Origin of the sequence: Pseudomonas sp. NFACC45, assembly GCF_900113505.1 — a bacterium.
Lineage (GTDB): Bacteria > Pseudomonadota > Gammaproteobacteria > Pseudomonadales > Pseudomonadaceae > Aquipseudomonas > Aquipseudomonas tehranensis.
In genome coordinates this window covers 91,173-107,137 of the sequence record NZ_FOPO01000016.1, presented here as the reverse complement: position 1 = coordinate 107,137, position 15,965 = coordinate 91,173, and the positions used below count along the sequence as shown (strand labels likewise).

General features: G+C 52.0%; 13 protein-coding genes and 2 pseudogenes. 8 read left to right on the top strand and 7 right to left on the bottom strand.

Going from position 1 to position 15,965, the window contains the following annotated elements:
- Positions 1-165: 165 nt before the first annotated feature.
- Positions 166-810: a hypothetical protein gene (locus tag BM132_RS25995; RefSeq protein ID WP_092459657.1), complete on the bottom strand. Its 645-nt coding sequence runs from the start codon at positions 808-810 to the stop codon at positions 166-168.
- Between the two features lie 152 nt (positions 811-962).
- On the opposite strand from BM132_RS25995, the gene BM132_RS25990 reads away from it, so the two are divergent.
- The 6 genes from BM132_RS25990 (at position 963) to BM132_RS25965 (ending at position 7,336) form a co-directional block, all read left to right on the top strand.
- Entirely contained in the window at positions 963-1,787 is an 825-nt protein-coding gene (locus BM132_RS25990; protein ID WP_092459655.1) for a metal-binding protein, read from the top strand.
- Between the two features lie 382 nt (positions 1,788-2,169).
- On the top strand, positions 2,170-3,804 hold the full coding sequence (locus BM132_RS25985) for a Shedu anti-phage system protein SduA domain-containing protein (RefSeq protein WP_092459653.1): 1,635 nt from the start codon (positions 2,170-2,172) through the stop codon (positions 3,802-3,804).
- A gap of 269 nt (positions 3,805-4,073) precedes the next feature.
- Positions 4,074-4,496: a DUF6896 domain-containing protein gene (locus tag BM132_RS25980; RefSeq protein WP_092459651.1), complete on the top strand. Its 423-nt coding sequence runs from the start codon at positions 4,074-4,076 to the stop codon at positions 4,494-4,496.
- Between the two features lie 338 nt (positions 4,497-4,834).
- Positions 4,835-5,797 carry a hypothetical protein gene (locus BM132_RS25975; RefSeq protein WP_092459648.1) on the top strand — a complete coding sequence of 321 codons (963 nt, stop codon included), beginning with the start codon at positions 4,835-4,837 and terminating at the stop codon, positions 5,795-5,797.
- Positions 5,798-6,041: 244 nt separating this feature from the next.
- Entirely contained in the window at positions 6,042-6,542 is a 501-nt protein-coding gene (locus BM132_RS25970) for a KilA-N domain-containing protein (protein WP_177218220.1), read from the top strand.
- Positions 6,543-6,751: 209 nt separating this feature from the next.
- Positions 6,752-7,336: a hypothetical protein gene (locus tag BM132_RS25965; protein ID WP_177218219.1), complete on the top strand. Its 585-nt coding sequence runs from the start codon at positions 6,752-6,754 to the stop codon at positions 7,334-7,336.
- A gap of 318 nt (positions 7,337-7,654) precedes the next feature.
- Here BM132_RS25965 and BM132_RS25960 read toward each other — a convergent pair whose 3' ends face one another.
- The 4 genes and pseudogenes from BM132_RS25960 to BM132_RS28775 all read right to left on the bottom strand — a co-directional run.
- Positions 7,655-7,981 carry a hypothetical protein gene (locus tag BM132_RS25960; protein ID WP_092459644.1) on the bottom strand — a complete coding sequence of 109 codons (327 nt, stop codon included), beginning with the start codon at positions 7,979-7,981 and terminating at the stop codon, positions 7,655-7,657.
- Between the two features lie 246 nt (positions 7,982-8,227).
- Entirely contained in the window at positions 8,228-9,595 is a 1,368-nt protein-coding gene (mobH, locus tag BM132_RS25955; protein ID WP_092459642.1) for a MobH family relaxase, read from the bottom strand.
- A gap of 411 nt (positions 9,596-10,006) precedes the next feature.
- The gene (locus BM132_RS25950; RefSeq protein WP_092459640.1) at positions 10,007-10,870 is read right to left on the bottom strand and encodes an integrase domain-containing protein; all 864 of its coding nucleotides are present in this window, start codon (positions 10,868-10,870) and stop codon (positions 10,007-10,009) included.
- Between the two features lie 815 nt (positions 10,871-11,685).
- Positions 11,686-11,848 (bottom strand): annotated as a pseudogene (locus BM132_RS28775) (DUF6124 family protein); the annotation flags it as partial.
- Positions 11,849-12,144: 296 nt separating this feature from the next.
- Here BM132_RS28775 and BM132_RS25945 point away from each other — a divergent pair.
- Positions 12,145-13,233 (top strand): hypothetical protein, encoded by a 1,089-nt coding sequence (locus tag BM132_RS25945; RefSeq protein WP_092459638.1) that lies wholly within the window; start codon positions 12,145-12,147, stop codon positions 13,231-13,233.
- Positions 13,234-13,649: 416 nt separating this feature from the next.
- Positions 13,650-14,091: pseudogene (locus BM132_RS28770) on the top strand (transposase); the annotation flags it as partial.
- Positions 14,092-14,305: 214 nt separating this feature from the next.
- On the opposite strand, the gene BM132_RS25940 reads toward BM132_RS28770, so the two are convergent.
- A complete protein-coding gene (locus BM132_RS25940; protein WP_092459636.1) occupies positions 14,306-15,055 on the bottom strand; it encodes a hypothetical protein in 750 nt (249 codons plus the stop codon).
- 9 nt (positions 15,056-15,064) lie between these two features.
- Entirely contained in the window at positions 15,065-15,961 is an 897-nt protein-coding gene (locus BM132_RS25935) for a ComEC/Rec2 family competence protein (RefSeq protein WP_092459634.1), read from the bottom strand.
- Positions 15,962-15,965 lie beyond the last annotated feature (4 nt).

The window sequence follows — 15,965 nt, the reverse complement described above, 5'->3', positions numbered from 1 at the left end:
AGCAGCCACGACGATTGATAATTTACGATCCGATACTATATTGTGCTGGTCTGTACCGGTATTTTGGGGGCGGTTCATAGGTGAGGGCGTGCCACCGAATTATTTTTTAGGTTGGCGACAGCCCCCCGACCCTGCATAAGCTATTAAAAATAGTGCGGCCTTTAGTTATTTTTTATCGGTTATGGCGTTAATAGGCCGAATCTGGAATTTCTTCGTATAGCGGGGGGATTTGAAAAATCGCCCAACTCTGACTGCCGTCTCTATGAGTTGATCCATCGCTTCCTCAAGACCTTCATCTTTATAAGCAATTGAATCCTGATTAGAATAAATGCCGATGTCATCACTAATGGTTTTGCATGCCACGAATGGATGAGCGATTTCTTCTAAATAATTAAAGAAAGCATCTTTTGCAATCACCAGTCCAAACCGGCGCCAAGCATATTTCCGCCCCCAGTAGTAACCATCTGAGGCCTTATGCTTTACACGTTCGTCATTCTTGCCCTGATTCTCAGCAAGCTTATCGAGAGAGAACTGTTTGGCCGCTGAGTAGCTGAGGTATTTATTGACTGTATCTGCTTTGCCCAAGGAGGAGGGCTCTATGATTCGTCTACCACCAGCATCTTCGATGTATCCAATGTTATAACGATCACCATCTACTAATTCTATAGCGCTACTGTTTGTCTCAAACTGATAAAGGGTCTCAGTAGTCGAAGGTTTGAACTGATGAAGGAATTTTCCGCTTGGGAGTGCCGTGACGGTATAGTCCCTGACTATCAGGTCGTGAATGGTGTACAGATTTCTTGACTTCATGTGGGATTTCCATTTCCTATGTGTGCAGGTGGGGACATTACCCGTTTTTCTGGCAGATTGCCATTACGCCAACCTAAGTGTCAGAGGGTAGAGATATCGCGAGTGCGGGCTGCATGCTATAAACCGCACACACGAGGAGCGGGAGCACTTGGATGGGCAGATATTCGAAGATGCTGTCTGAACGCGGCAAGCACACCAAGATCGTCAGCGGCTATTGCGTGATATGTGGAAAACACGGGGTTCTCTCAAAAGATCATGTTCCCCCACAGGGGAGCATCACCGTTACAAAGGTGGAGCAGTTTCATTTAACTGAAGTCTTGGGTTTAGACCGTAATCCCGTACAGGGCATTCCGTCGTTGAATGGAAGCAAGTTCAGGACTATCTGTCGCGAATGCAATATGACGGCTTTGGGAGCGAACGATGGTGAAATCGCCGATGTGTGCAGGTCACTGACGCGGAAAATCAATCATTTCTTCACTGCTGCCAATAGCCCAGTTTCCCGTGTCCATACACCTGTTAACGCCGTGAGATACTGTCGTGCAATGATCGGCCATATACTCGCTGCCACCTCTGTGACTGAGTGTCGAAATCCACCACAAGAAACGCCGTACTTTACGCCTATGCAACAGTTTGTGCTCGGTGATGACCATGCTCTGGATGCGACCCATGACATCTACTACTGGTTCTTCCCTCATAGGTATCACCAAAGCATTAAACTTTTCACCATGCGAAATCACGGTAATCAATGCTGTATGAGCATTCTTTCATTCTTCCCCTTGGCATTTCTTTTAACCGAGAAGGGAAAAGGCATTTTCCCAGCTGGAGCAGAAAAGCTTGAGCTGTCCGATGAGTTATTACTTGTCGGACTATCTGCACTGAATGTTAATTTTTCCAGCTTCCCAGCCGTAGGTTTAAGTGGGGATCAAATGATTGCACTGGTCAGCCATCTTTCTATTGTTAGCTATCCAATTTCTTGAATGCTGGCGTGGCAGCCGATTTAATGCTTGCGTGAAAAATAATCTTATAATTGTACTTCTCGCAATATAACGGAGTGCTGTCGCAATATATAAGACACTTAGAACAATTGACTCTCCATTCAAGTACCAGCGGAACTTAATCGCCCTTGACTGATAAATGTTGAATGACTGCTTTTGGCCGTCAGCCGCCGTTGATGAACGACGGCGACCGGCCAAAAGAGGATGCGCCCCTGTTGTATGCTGGTTCGGCTATTTTTCAGAATTATCCTCTCACCGAACTACGACCCTAGCGCGAAGGATAGTCGGCAATGTAGCAGGCGGTGGCAGAAGTGATACCTTAATGGCGTTCGCACCCTGCGTTCAACACCTAAGGAAAGCCCGGATGCAAGAGCTGGAAGCACATTACATGGACGGTTCGCTGGCAACGGATACCAGGCTATCGCTTAGCGAAAACGACCTTCCACCTGGTACCGAACCCATGCTGCAGCAGGTCCGCCAAGGCACCCTGCGTGAAATCGTGCAAGGCGAGCATCGTACGCCCGATGTCGATGAGATCGTCAGTTGGGTGCGTAACTGTTATCGCAAGAATCCCTTAATCGGCGATATAGCCCGTGCGATGTTCGTGATCAACGAAGATTTGGTGGTGGCCGATTCGGAGTTGCCTACCCCCGACGAAGTACTGCGCGATCTTCATCGCCTAGAAAAGTTAAAGCTGGATCGCGAGTTCTTTGTCTCCTCCACCTTCGAGGGCCGGCCCTGTGGCGTCCTATTTAGGCGCTCGGAAATGGTGGATGGCGGAGTTCTGTTCGAAATTACGGTTTTTGGGCGCGAAGGGTTGTCTGGCAAGGTGGGGCAATTGAACCTGCAGCTATCGAGCACTCGACCGGAGCCATTCATTTCCATGTGCACGGAAGAAGGCTGGGTCCGGTTCGAGCGCGAGTACGCCGTGCAGGTGGCGCACATCATGTTCCTTCTGCAATGCCTGTATCAATACAAGAAATACCTTTATCCGGTACTGCCGCTGAATTCGATCGTCGATAACCGCAAGGACCGCCCCCGCGACAACCCGTACCTGGTGCAGCTCATCACCCGTGCTTACCATGGTCAGGTGGCGTGTATGCGGGTCAGGGTAGACCTTGCCATTGTGCAGCCTCGGGACATTGACTATGCACTGCGTATCCCAGATGAGGACATTAGCCGGTTCATCACCCATGCTAGAACCACCGATATCCTTTTGTACGAAGAGAACGGCGCGCTGGTCATGGACGACGACTATATCGTCTATATGGCATGCAGGGCGCTTGGTCTGACGCGGGTGAAAGCAGTGATTGTAGGTGCCTTCGACCAGCCGCTTGCCGAGGTAATGGAGGTAGGGGGGCGCGAGCTGATACCGCCCATAGGTGTGACTCGCCGGGACAATCGCTCGCGCCGGGGCAGCGTCGACAAGCAACATTTGCTGCAACGCAAGGTAACAGCGCTGGGGCCAAAGGTCTCTCAGTCGGCAAGGTTTGAGCGCAACTTCATTGAGTTGTGCCAGCTATTGGGCCGGGTCGGCACGCGTGAAAAAGACCTGCACCGTTTCCTCAAGCAGCACACCCAAGTACTGGATTCCCATGTGGCAGCGGTCTACAGCGAAGTTCGCATCGGCAAATACCGTGCAGACCTGGTGCTGCAATACCGCCAATCGGACAAGCGTGTTGTGCTGGTGGAGCTCGAACCCCACAGCGCGCAGATATTCACCAAGCGCAATAGCCAGCGGCACAAGGTGACCCATGCAGTGCAGCAGGTGCAGGACTGGATCAGGGAGATCCATAACAACGCGAGTAACCTGCCACAGTGGCTGGCGGGCAACTATGCCGCAGAAGGTATGGTGGTGATCGGGCGCTCTAAGGATTTGACGCAGGAGCAGAAAGACACCTTGATGATCCATAACGCAAAGTCAGATATCAAGATTCTCACTTACGATGACCTTCTGGAGCGCTTCCAGCGCTTGATCGAGGTGCTCGACAAGCGATGATCAAAGCCTAGGTGTGGTACAGACTGGTCTTCAAAGCGCCATCCCACCGCTTGAGCGCGAACTTGCGATTGGGGTGGTGTGGCGCTCTGTTAACTTGATGAATTGCGGCAACTTTATGCCAGTTTTTATCTTGAACAGTCGCCCAGTGGTTCGTTGCGTAGTGCAGTTCATCGCGACGGTCTGCTGTCGGCCAAAAGCTGCCCATCAGTTGCGTCCACTGCTACTCTCTGCGGTCTCTGGACTCAGTGCTCCTTATAACGTGAGACTTTATGAATAACCAACTCGCCATTTTGATCAGCCACTACCAAGCAAGTGTTGGCACCGCTGTGGACATGATGTATCGGTCTGGTATTCCGCGGCCCTTGACCAATATGGATTGGGTGGGCACTGACATTCCTCAGCGTGGAGAGTTAGAAGGCGGAGTTCGTTACTTCAAGCACGGCTATGGCTGCGCGGTTAGTCTCCCCACAGGTACAGTAGACTTTGACTTTGGGGCTCATGGTGAGATCGGTGGCTTCGACGCGTGGCGACTTGCTAGTTTCGCAGGTGACAAGTTATCGGAATACGGTTTTGCTGATGAGGTTGCACTCACAGAGTGCTTCAAAGCGGAAGTTGCTGCCGGTTCTCTAGTGTATTCCGGGTACATTCTCTACTACGTAGCGGACGACACCTCACAATTTCTGTCGAAATAGTCCGTTCTATCCGTGCATTAAGTTCTCAGTACAGGGCGCCTGCCTGGATCTGCCATTTTCGGTCACCTACCGCCGCCAGGTTTGGCCGATTAATCCCGTTCCGACAGGCAAAAATCGACCCAAAGCGGACAGTTGCGCAGGGTTGGCAGTCCTTCCTAGAAGCTTGAAGGCGTCTACAGAAGCAGGGATGGTTCAGATTTGTCAGGCTTGGCTTGCAGAGCGGGTTTCTTTCAGCCTCTCCGGATCTATCCCATCTGGCCAAAATCCATCAGCATCACCATTCAGATGTTCACTAAGGTCAGGTGTTCGTGTCTTACAGTGATTGGGAAAGAACTAGGATGTGGCTGCGTGCCAAGGCCAAAGACGCCAGATCCCTCTCAGCTGAGGAGGAGGCGTATTTAGATCGAGAGCTGGCGATCAAGCTGCGGGAGCGGATGGAGCATGAAGCCTCAATTCGTTGGTGGCAGCTGTTCGGCATCGAAGGCCATAACTTGGACTGCCTTGAGGCAGAGGCCAAGTTCATCACCCACTTGGACAATATTTTCAAATGCCCGCCCGCCAGCCAATTTCTCGCTCCGAGCGATACGAAGCGACGAAGCCATCATGCCTACCATTTCAGCCGGCAGTGTGTTTACCACGGCGTCGAGTACGTGGCGCCTCCAACGACACGCCTCTTGGAGCTCATGCTGTACGGGTATTTTCCGTACGAGAATACCTGGATCTACCTAGATAGGAGATCTCAGCTGAGTTCAGATGGGTACAAGAAACCCAAGCAATGGCTTGCGCTACCCCCAGGGGAGATCCCCCAGGACAGGCTCGGTATCACCATCGAAATTAGTACGGGGTGGAAGTCCCTGATTCGTTCGCAATCGCCAGCGGCCTTATTCAGCAGCTTGAAGCCATTCGAGAAGGAAAACCTAGCGCGGGAGTTTGGTGCGGAAGGGTCTCATCAGCACTGGCTTGAGCATATTGTGGAAGGGCTCTTCTTTGAGCGAGGGCATCGATCCAGAATCAGTATCAGCTACGCAGGTGAGTCAGAAGGGCAACACCTCACCCTTGCTGAATTGATTGCTGAGGAAGGCCGCACTCCAGGAAAAAAAGTGGTCATGCATGACGGGGATTACCTCAACTGTGAGCCAGGCAATCTCATTGTGCGCTCAAACAGAGGTAGGATAATGAGCTGTAAAACCTGCCGTCGCCCCACAACCAAAGACCAATCTGAGATTACAAAGGACTCATTGGGCTCAAGCCTTCGCATCTGCCATTCCTGTCTACGTTGGATGACCAGAACCTCTGAGTGAACACGGCCTCCTTAGGGGGTTGTCAAAAATGAGCAGCTAATTCAATATAAACCCTATGATGTGGTATCTGCATCAGCAAGACATAGAGGCCGGCTCTTTAGCCGGTTTTTTTGTGTCTTGGATTTTCCTCTCGCCGCGTTCCAGCGGCAGTTTTGTCCCTAAATTTACGTGCACATGGCTTAGGTCACGAGAGTTTCCTCGTGAGGCCTACGCACGCCTATCGAAAATGGGTGGAGATCCCGATATGAAAAATTCGATCCAGGTTGAGTATCAAAGCAAGACCATCGCTTTCAGCGTGAACGGCTGGTTGAACGCTAGTCACGTAGCAAAGCTTTACTCAGCTTCAGTGAATGACTGGCTGGGATCAATAGAGACACAGCAGTACCTAACCGATGCGGCTGCTGCATTTGGTGTCGAGGGGCCTGAGGATCTCATCCAGATCCATGGCGGCCAGGCTGGCGATATCTGGCTGCACCCGAAGGTGGCGATGGAATTTGTGAGTGAGCTGGATCGAAAGCTTGCCCGCTGGTGTGACCTGGCCATCAACAGAATCTTACGAGAGACCGTTTCAATGAAAAGTCGCTTCGACGCTGCCTGCAAGGTGCTGGATGAAAGCCGGCGTGAGGCAAGCGAGCATGGAAGGGGGCTCCTGGAGTGGCGTATGAAAAAGCGGAAGCTTGAATATCGTGTGGCCCATTTGCAGGATCAACTGCAGCTCACGTTAGGGCTAGATAATCCCAACTGATGAAGACGAACGAAAGCCCGCCTAGTGCGGGCTTCGTCGTTTTTGGAGCAAACGAAATGGATCAACCGCCCTAGAGCTAGCCCTGCACTGGATCGGAATTCCTGGGTGGCATGGTCTGGTGATCATTACACTCGCCTGGAGAGCCACGCTCAATTTTCAACCAGCTCAGCCGAAAAAACGGTGAGCTATCCGAAACACTAAGGGAACATATGAAGCGCGTCGAACGGGATTTCATCACGTTGTTTAATTGTCTGTGGTACCGGGATTTCCCGGTGTCCGAGGCGCATGCGGTAGCGGGGCGCACCGACTGGACGATCCATCTTGGATTGGTCGTGCGTCAGTGCGCCACGCTTCTTGGCGCTAGAGCCCTGTTTGAGCAGGGAGGGCGCACTGATGCAGTAATCCGCTATAACGACCAAAATACGCTTTCGTTTGTGGAGTGGGAGTGGAAGCGAGCGCACACCGATATCAATGAGTTTTCTAAGCTGCTTCATAAAACAGATGGCGCAGTCTTTCAGACCTTCATCGGCTATAGCAGGGTCACCGACCTCAAGGCCACGATCGAGCACATCTGCAACCACTGGCAGACCGCGGATAAGCCGCTGATAGCTTTCCTAATCACCTATGAGGTATCCGGAAGAACCCGACGTTTCAAGGAGCTTCAGACCTACATGTTCGCCAAGGGCAAATACAAAAAATATCGCTCTCAACCTGCTTTGCCTTGGGAAGTAAACCGAGCGAAAGCAAACAGTGAATATGAGGAAGCCACATATGCGTGCAACCTACCAGTTTGAGGGAATCTCTCCGCACCGCGATTCAGCCAACTCCTACGCGATATAAGTAGCGTACATAGAGAAATATCCCCCGGAACTGTTCCTGCTTTCGTAGATGCTTTTGAGCGTCTGCTTTTGGCCGACTTCGGTCGGTGGAGCGGCTATTGTGAGAAATCATTAGGGGCGCCAGGCCTGACTTCCTCCCTTTAACCTGGCCCGTCCCTGTTTGATGTTGCCGCCGTTTCACCACACGTGCCCATATATCGCTGAAAAAGCCGCAAAAAAACCACCTATCGAATGACAGGTGGTCTTGATGGTTCCAGTAATCGCAGAGGAAAACTATAAGAAGACTTTCATCGCTCCGATCAAGATTCCGATCGTCACGGCGAGCATGGAAGCCATACGAATGGACAACTTGAGATCAGATTTAGCGATCTCTGCAGTCAGCCGATGATTAGTATTGGCGATCTCAGCAGTCGCCTTGCCGATTTCAGCAGTTGTTCTACTGATCTCGGCAGTCAACCGCTGGTCAAGGTTTGTGAGATCACTCTTCGTAGCGAGTAGTGTGAGCATGTCAGATTCCAATGCTTGGATAACAGCTTCAGCTTTGAGCTCAGGCACGTCGATTGCGCGCAGTGCCTGATACATCGCCAGTTCCATTTTCATTAAGGCCTCCTGAAACAAAAAAAGGCCTTCCCCACGACGGGAAAGGCCCGTCGTGGGTGGGAAAGTCATGCTTCCATCGACATTCAAGTCGACTGGCCGCGCTGCCGGAAGCTATGCGGTCATATGAAGGATCCTGCGGAGAACCGCAGCGCCGTCTTGAAGATCCTGGCGGCTGGTGCTGAACGAATCAGCGAGATGCATAGCAAAAATGCCGCTGAGGGCGTTTGCTGTCAATCAGGAAACCGGTTATCGAGTGTTTCCTAATGTTGTGTGAGGCTTCTCGCTGCCTGGCGTCACCACCTTCAGATTCGGATTGTTGAGAGACGAGTCGCTTATCAAGCCATGGTGCTTTTTCAAGAGATAGCCGTGTAAAAAACGTGTTTTGCGTGCACCGCTGAGCTCATATGTCCAGATGCAACGACCGTTCGCTTGTATGCGGTGCAGTTTCATTTTTCCAAAGCGCTTTTGAACCCATTCCCAGTCAGGCTGCCCCTGTCTTTTCGAGATTGAGGCGGGATGAGGGAATGCTTTCGCGTAACGTTGGAATATCCCGGGAGTGACCAAGAAGAGCGAGTCTTCGACGGAATGCACCAGCGCTTGATCGTCATTCATGATGATCTCGTGAGTGCGTACGCCTTCGATCAGCCACTCCATGAAGTGTTCGCCGCTTGGCTTCGCATGCTTTTCTGACACAGGCGCTTCCTCTGCTGAGGAGGCAGATTCGGTGATAGGTACGGAGTCGGAATCTTCAGGCCACTTGGGAGGCTCGCCGATTTGATTCGTTAATGAGTCGAAATAGTCGGTTGATGGTGTATCTGGCATTAATGGATCTGATGGTTTGGCGATGGTCGCTGGCTTATGGCTCTCAGCTGCCGCGGTGGTCTGTGCAGGGGCTTCGGCTACTAAAGCTTGTTCGGCTTGAATAATGATCGCGCCGAGTGCGCCGGTATGTTCGCTATGGCCAGACCAGCGGGCCATGAGCGAGGCCCACAGTTCAGGGAAAGCGGAAAGCCAGTCCAGGATTTCGCTGCTTAATAGCTGGTGGATCATCAGGCTGGATGCGGGGCCACGCAGTCGATAATCGAGGTCTTTTCGGTATCGAACTCGGTAAGGTCGAGTTAGCGGTCCGTGCCATGGGTGCCAGGCGCAGCCATCCAAATATTCGACTTGGAGATCAATCGCAATCTTGCCAAGGTTTTCACTCAGGATGGCGTATGCCAGTGCGGCATTCCACGCTTCCGTTTGGATGATCTGAACTTCTGGTGGAGCTCCTGGGGGCAGTAATCGTGATCGGCGAATTTTTAGAGCGTACGTAACTACTTCCAGGCCATGGTCCAGCATCCCACCGGAGTAAGCGTGGTGCTGATTTTCGGATGCTGGGAAAAGTTGAACCAGTTCGGCGTATCGTCTAATTGGGGAGAGATAAAGTTCATCGAATTGAGGGCGGGACATGGCGGTGCACTGCCAGATCTGCCTCAGCAATTTTTGTCTGCGGGGAGTGGCCAAGAGTGATTCCGCAGATTGGGGAGTGGTCAGGCCGGCGGGTGATGTTGGGCTAGCTGCAGCCGTGGGGTCGAGTGCACGCCGAAGCTTGCGATGGAACAGTGAGAACATAATTGCTCCTGTCGAGAGGGAAGGGAGGTATTTGCTTGGCGACGACATGAGGCAGCACGCATGAACATGGATGAGTGCTTGGCTTCGAAGCGCCGATACAGACCTGTCAGTGGGCAAAGCATGAGGCGGGCGAGCCGGATTAGTTGGCATCCCCTAGGGGCAGCGGGCGGCTTCTTGCGACGCCCTCAGTTATCCAAGCTTGCAGGGTTGTTCAGGTGACCGAAGCCGGGAATACTCGCCGAGCAGGCATTCGATGCCTCGTGTCCATAGGACACGCAACCGGCAAGCGTAGAAAGATTAAATGCGTCACTACGCATATCCGTATTGGCTGGAAATACGCTTGGTCAAGTCGAGGCGCCAACGAGGCGCGGAGGCGCACTCTTACGGCTCATTGACGTCGAAAGCCTTGAACTATCGTCCGAGGTAGGTCGCAGTAATTTGTGTTCTCTCATGCCCGAGTTCACGGCTGATAATTTGTCGAGCAATACGGTCTTGAGAACGCTGCACTGGGGTCAATTCCCTAAAAGAGATTCCTCCTGCCGCCGGTGCCTTCCACCCTGTCAAAGCTAAGTAACGGCTTTGTGCATAATGATGACGTAGGCCATGCATGTGGCTCAGGCCTGCTGCCTTGCACTGACCATCGTAGGTGTTTCTCTGTTGGATATACGTTTTCTGAGCCGGGATTAGTGATCCGGCTCCCGCTAGTTGATGTGCCGAGTTCAGCACCTCGCGCTGTAGCGAAGTAGTGATCGGCACAGAGCGATCACGCCCACCCTTTGTCCATGAGCCCTTGAGGAGAATGTGATCTCCTTGATCCGCATACTTGGTCTTAAATTTGATCGCTTCCTCACGGCGTAGTCCAAACGCCGACTGAAGCTGGAGGCTCATGTGTACATGGGCATCGGTGATCTTGCCAAGGTCCGTTCCCAGTTCCTGGGCTTTGCTGACGTTAGTGACGAAGCGCCGGTCGGCCACACCCAGTTGCGCGTTGTCCGCAGGGAGAATGCCAGCCTTGCCGATTTTTTCAGCCCACCATCGAAGGTGCGCAAGCCGATTTTTGATAGTGCCAGGTGACAGGCCTTCGCCTTTCCAACGATCCAGCAGTGCTAGTACGTGTTTGCCTTTGAGTGAGGAGGCTTTCATCTGCCGGAAACCAGACTCGCGCAGTTGGCGGGCGATCAGCCCCAATGAGCGGATGCGGTCGGCCTGAGTGTTGTGACTGCCATCGCGATTGCGCCGGCAAAGTTGCCGCAGGGTGTAGGTCAAATCGTCCATATACCGTTCACGCTCACAGACTTTGATTTGTGTCGTTGTCCTGTCCTGAAAATCATTGGTAAGTGTTGGTGCCAACTCGCTAGGCGAGATCCCCGAAGGGTAGGGGCATGGTGTTCAGAAAACACCGATGTCTCGACTGAGACGTCCGTCTTGCTTCCTGCTGGAAGATCGGACGGAGATGGAGCGGGATGAGCTGGTTTTTAGTGTTGATGAGTACTCCAAGGAAATGGATGGGATTGTCAAGTGGAAGCAGTCGGCATTGCGCATAGGCCCGCTGCCTAGGACGCTGCAGTAGCGGCGCATCACGGAATAAATCCGATAGAACAAAAGTGGCTCCGCCCATTAGTATGGGTCGGTATGCTGTTGGAGCCTTGCTTACCTGGCTAACTCCATCCTGCTGGATCAGCGCTTGCAGGAGTCTTGCGCTGTTGGGATGACGACGTTCGAACCTGTCGTCTTAGGTTTTGCTTGGCTAATGTAAGGGGGCATCATCATGTATGCCACATTCTTTAGGGTTCAGGATTCGCCCGTGATGTTGGAGCGTCGGATGGGCCGTCACTGCGGCTTGCAGTGACGGCCCAGTTCATGACTTGCGTGCTTCCGGGCAGAGATGTGTTCTGCGGCAGGTGCATATTTACCCATTGCCTTTGGCACTGACGCGGCCTTCGGCCTTGTCGGCTCCCTGCGCAGGTGCGGCATGGTCCCCATGCCACGCCTGCGCAGGGAGCTTGTGTAAAAAGCGGAGGAGGGAACTACATCGTCCATGCACGCCATGTGAGTGGCACAGTATGTCGCTCGTTACCGAGCCGTATCGACTATGTCGGGTCCAGTTGGTCCAGCGCCCGGTTCAGCGCCAACTCGCACAGCTTGGTGACCTGCGCAATGCCCTGCAGGGTATTGCGACTGCTACCCTCCAACTGATCTACCAGATCCGATGTATGCATTAGCCGACGCCAGTGGCTCGCAGGCATGGGCGAGAGCTTTCTGTCGGAGGTCTGAAGCGACTGATAATTAGCAGATGCAATAGCTCGGTTACGATCCAATGCGTTGAGCAGCAATCTGTATCTGCCTTTTGCCAAAAGCAGAAAACGGCCGAGAAGCGGACATGGTCCAACGCCTAATTTCGGTCAAAGGGGCCTCTCAAATTCGATGAACAGCTCAGTGAGAGTTGTATTTCATGACCAGTGCGAGCGGGCTCGTCACGTGTTCAAATTCTGACACCGCTGTGCTAACGCAATTATGGCAAAATTGCCCGCTCAACAAAGGGGTTCCAAATGACTCAAGAAGCAAAGGATGCGCTACACCTCATCAATTTGATTCTGGCGATTTCACCTATTGCCTGCATCTTGCTCTTCTTTGCCTGCGCCAGTGGGATTTCAACGGATAAACGTGCCACCTTCTATAACTTTGCCTTTCACCTTGATCCTCGCCGAGGGCTGGCTTCCCAATGGCCGTTGCGCTTTTGGCTGACCATGATCTTCGTGTATTTCCTGGCTGCGGGGTACTTGTGTTGGGCGCCCTATACATTGTCGTTTACACCAGAAGGATTCGATAAATTTATCGACATCAGCAAGTTTCCTCTCGCATTGCTTTCGTTGACGATTCCCGTCGGTGTTTTCATCAGCAGGTTGCACAGCACACAGCAGACGGCGGCGCAGATAGAGGCGACTGACATGAAGAACAGACTGGATGCCTTTCATGCACAGCGTAAAGGAATAGTTGAGTACATTGCATCCCTAGGGACGATCGAACTGGCGCATCAAGTGTCCCTCAAAATTCAGATAAACCAAGCATTCCATTCGGTAGTTTTCTGTAACTCCACCCACGAAACAGGTGCGCAGGAAGCAGATGAGCTGGTGATGAGGCAGGTTATGTGGCAGGTAGAGTCAATACTAGATGACCTGGCGCAACTCATACCGAACTTCGAGCCTTTGAAAGACCGTACCTCCAGAGAGCCAAGGTTCAATGAAAGCGGAACATACCTTGAACTGATAAAATCAGTAAATGACCTGTGCGCGAAACTGAGCGTTACCGACTATGTAATAGATCCGCAGAACAAACGCACGACGTTCAAGGCAATATTTCCCGGAGGGAAACGAGAGCAGTATGTCCGATTGGCAGGTAACTACCATGAGCTGATCGCTATTCTAAACTACTGTATCACGGTCAGTTTCTATGCAATGGTTTCTGAAAATCGTAGCTGGAAAGGTCTAGAAAGTCGACTACAGATGGAGCGACTCAAGCAGGAACTGCACGCGCTGGGGCTTGAGACGTTGCATTACGACGACTCTATAAAGTCGTATTCAACCAAAGCGTTTATTTATCCCAAGCCGATACCCGAAGCGGTTAGCGAACCTTCGTAACTTTGATCTGCCCCTAAAGGCTGTGATACGGGTATCAGAGACCTTCTCGTAGGAAAACTCGCTCTTGTGCAAGTTCAACCGCAGCCCGCTATCGGCCAAAAGCGGCATTCGATCCACTACCTTCCAGCCGAAAAGCGAAAACCTCTCGATCTGTGAAAGCTAGTCTCTAAGGGTACGCATTATTTCCTCGACCACCGGCTTCGTGTATTTCTCACTTGGGGTCAGTCTCCGGTGGGGCGTTACTGCGGAACCATTCATCTTGATCGAATGCTCGGTAAAGAGAGAAAGCGGGTTGAGGCATGTCGTTAGTCATGCCTACTTCAACCACGGCATTTATGATCCCGTTCATAATGTAGTGGTCTAATGAAACCGGACACGCCTTTTAGGCGAGAATGCTCGCCAGATCGAGGTGTCAGATGACCCAACAACGCCGCTCCTTTACTCCTGAATTCAAGCACGAGGCTGCTGACCTCGTGCTCAAACAAAACTACAGCTACATCGAAGCCAGCCGTTTACTCTGCATTGGTTAGTCGGCATTGCGCTGCTGGGTTGACCAGATTCAGCAAGGACATAAAGGTATCACCCCCCAGAGCAAGGCATTGACTCCGGGACAGCAAAAAATTCAGAAACTGGAAGCCCGAATTGCTCGTCTTGAGCGAGAGAAATCAATATTAAAAAAGGCCACCGCGCTCTTGATGTCGGAAGATCACGAGCATTCGCGCTGATTGACCAATTGAGCGCCCTTGAGCCGATTGATTGGCTGTGCAAGGTGTTTGACATCACCCGCTCGTGACTACGCCCGGCGCCTACGGTCGCACATCCGACGTTGAATGGCTTCGATTGCGTAGTCGTGTAAGTGTAGCGGTCAACTAATCCCGGGCGCGAACTTGAGTTTACTCTCGGGAGGAACCGGGGCAGTCCAAATAAACTTGTAAGGTGCGTAGAGAATTCGGGGCGATTCAGGAGCTTGGCAAAATCTATGAGATGACTGCCCCAAAGTTTCCCACCGTAACGAAGATGAGTAGAGAAAGCCCCGGCTCATGGCCGGGGTAGGAGCCGCCTTGATCTGCGCTTAGCTGACCTCTTCGCAGCTTGCGAACAAACGCTTGGCATAAGCAAAGCCACGAACGCGAACCCAATCGTGGTTCACCAAGAAGATCCAGCACAGCAAGATGATCAGCTCAACCCCCATGGCTGCGAGCAGGATCGGATGTTTCGCCAAAACAGCCAGGCTCAACTCCTGCAAGGGCACCCCCAAGGAGTGATAGAGGCCTACCAAGCACAGCACAAGACAGGTCAGGGTTAGCGCGATTCCGAAGGGCTTACACGCCGTAAGATTGCGTGCAAATCCGTACTCAACGTTCTCGTTGAAGATCATAGAATACTTGGTCGTGTCCCGCGTTTTCTCGCGAAGGAAATTGGTGGCCGACCGATACATCTCATCTGCGGCTTTCGGGTCAGCCTTTTCCTCCGCTTCAGTGATAATGACAAAGTCTTTGATGAGATCTGCCAAGCGCTGCATGTAGCGCTTTTTCGTGGGCCGCTCCACGGTGTCATCGGAATGCCTGAGAACTATCGTGGTCGGTGCACCACCCCACGTTTTGAATAGCTTGTCCTGAAGCTTATTTCCTTTGCTGGACATTTGGCTGGCCGCGAACGCGATCACCCCGAACGACACCAGAAAGGTTGATAGCACCCCGCCCCAAGATCGGGCCGCCTCGAAGAAGGTCATTACATAAATGACGACTGGCAAAACCAACAACAAAGCAGGCTTTACCCTCGCCTTGTACTTATACGGATCAAAAACTTTGCTAAAATCCATAGCAACCTCTCAGAGAGTGTATTCCGTCTCTACTTCAAGTGAGCCAATGTAGCCAGGGAAGCGACTTTCACCTTCGTTATTCAACAAGTCGTGGGTGTACGATTCCTTGGAGGCATAGAAATGCACATAGCCATCCTTGCAATCCATGGTGATATGGCCGGCACTGTTTTGAGTGATTGTGTCGTAGCCCGTGTAGTAGTGCATAACACGGCTAGGTGCTTCACCAATGACGATTATTTGAGGGTCGAGCTTCTTCAGCCAAGAATTTGGAATCTTGCCGGATTTGCGACCGTGATGCGAAGCGAAAACAACAGTGGTTTTCTCAAGTTCGATATCATCGACGATGCTCTCCATAAACTCAGTTTCAAGATCCCCGAGCCACATGAAACTTGCGCCATCCTTGATAGAATATCGGAGAACACACGAGACGTTATTTGGGCTCTCTCCCGCGTCGCACCTGCGCAGCGCTTCTATGAAGTTGGGGTTTGACACATTCGGCCAGAGGACTTGGATACCGGCGGCTGGACGGCTGTCGTCGCGTTCGTTCAGCCAGCGACGTCGCACGCCTTTTTCTAGATAAAAAGCCTTGTCCCCGTCACGTAAAGATTGATAGTGTAAAAATGAATCCGTCAACTGTTCTTTCTGTGCGTCATTTTTCACACAATAGAAATTGTGGATCGGAAGTGCTCTGTCTAGCAGTTCGATGCCTCGGAAATGATCCTCGTCAGGATGGGTGCAGATGAACCGGCTCATCCCTTTGGTTCGGGATACCTCCTTGAGTTCCGCGATAATTTCGTCTGTGTTATCCGCCTTGAGGTTGCAGTCAATCATGGTGAAATTGTCACTAGCATGTACGATATAGAACATGTCACCCGTGCCGACCGAAAGGCTTTTTATTACCGGCATACGA

Excerpts from the sequence above, each read along its gene's own strand:
- BM132_RS25995 (WP_092459657.1), bottom strand. The coding sequence starts at position 810 with ATGAAGTCAAGAAATCTGTACACCATTCACGACCTGATAGTCAGGGAC.
- BM132_RS25990 (WP_092459655.1), top strand. The coding sequence starts at position 963 with ATGGGCAGATATTCGAAGATGCTGTCTGAACGCGGCAAGCACACCAAG.
- BM132_RS25985 (WP_092459653.1), top strand. The coding sequence starts at position 2,170 with ATGCAAGAGCTGGAAGCACATTACATGGACGGTTCGCTGGCAACGGAT.
- BM132_RS25980 (WP_092459651.1), top strand. The coding sequence starts at position 4,074 with ATGAATAACCAACTCGCCATTTTGATCAGCCACTACCAAGCAAGTGTT.
- BM132_RS25975 (WP_092459648.1), top strand. The coding sequence starts at position 4,835 with ATGTGGCTGCGTGCCAAGGCCAAAGACGCCAGATCCCTCTCAGCTGAG.
- BM132_RS25970 (WP_177218220.1), top strand. The coding sequence starts at position 6,042 with ATGAAAAATTCGATCCAGGTTGAGTATCAAAGCAAGACCATCGCTTTC.
- BM132_RS25965 (WP_177218219.1), top strand. The coding sequence starts at position 6,752 with ATGAAGCGCGTCGAACGGGATTTCATCACGTTGTTTAATTGTCTGTGG.
- BM132_RS25960 (WP_092459644.1), bottom strand. The coding sequence starts at position 7,981 with ATGAAAATGGAACTGGCGATGTATCAGGCACTGCGCGCAATCGACGTG.
- mobH (WP_092459642.1), bottom strand. The coding sequence starts at position 9,595 with ATGTTCTCACTGTTCCATCGCAAGCTTCGGCGTGCACTCGACCCCACG.
- BM132_RS25950 (WP_092459640.1), bottom strand. The coding sequence starts at position 10,870 with ATGGACGATTTGACCTACACCCTGCGGCAACTTTGCCGGCGCAATCGC.
- BM132_RS25945 (WP_092459638.1), top strand. The coding sequence starts at position 12,145 with ATGACTCAAGAAGCAAAGGATGCGCTACACCTCATCAATTTGATTCTG.
- BM132_RS25940 (WP_092459636.1), bottom strand. The coding sequence starts at position 15,055 with ATGGATTTTAGCAAAGTTTTTGATCCGTATAAGTACAAGGCGAGGGTA.
- BM132_RS25935 (WP_092459634.1), bottom strand. The coding sequence starts at position 15,961 with ATGCCGGTAATAAAAAGCCTTTCGGTCGGCACGGGTGACATGTTCTAT.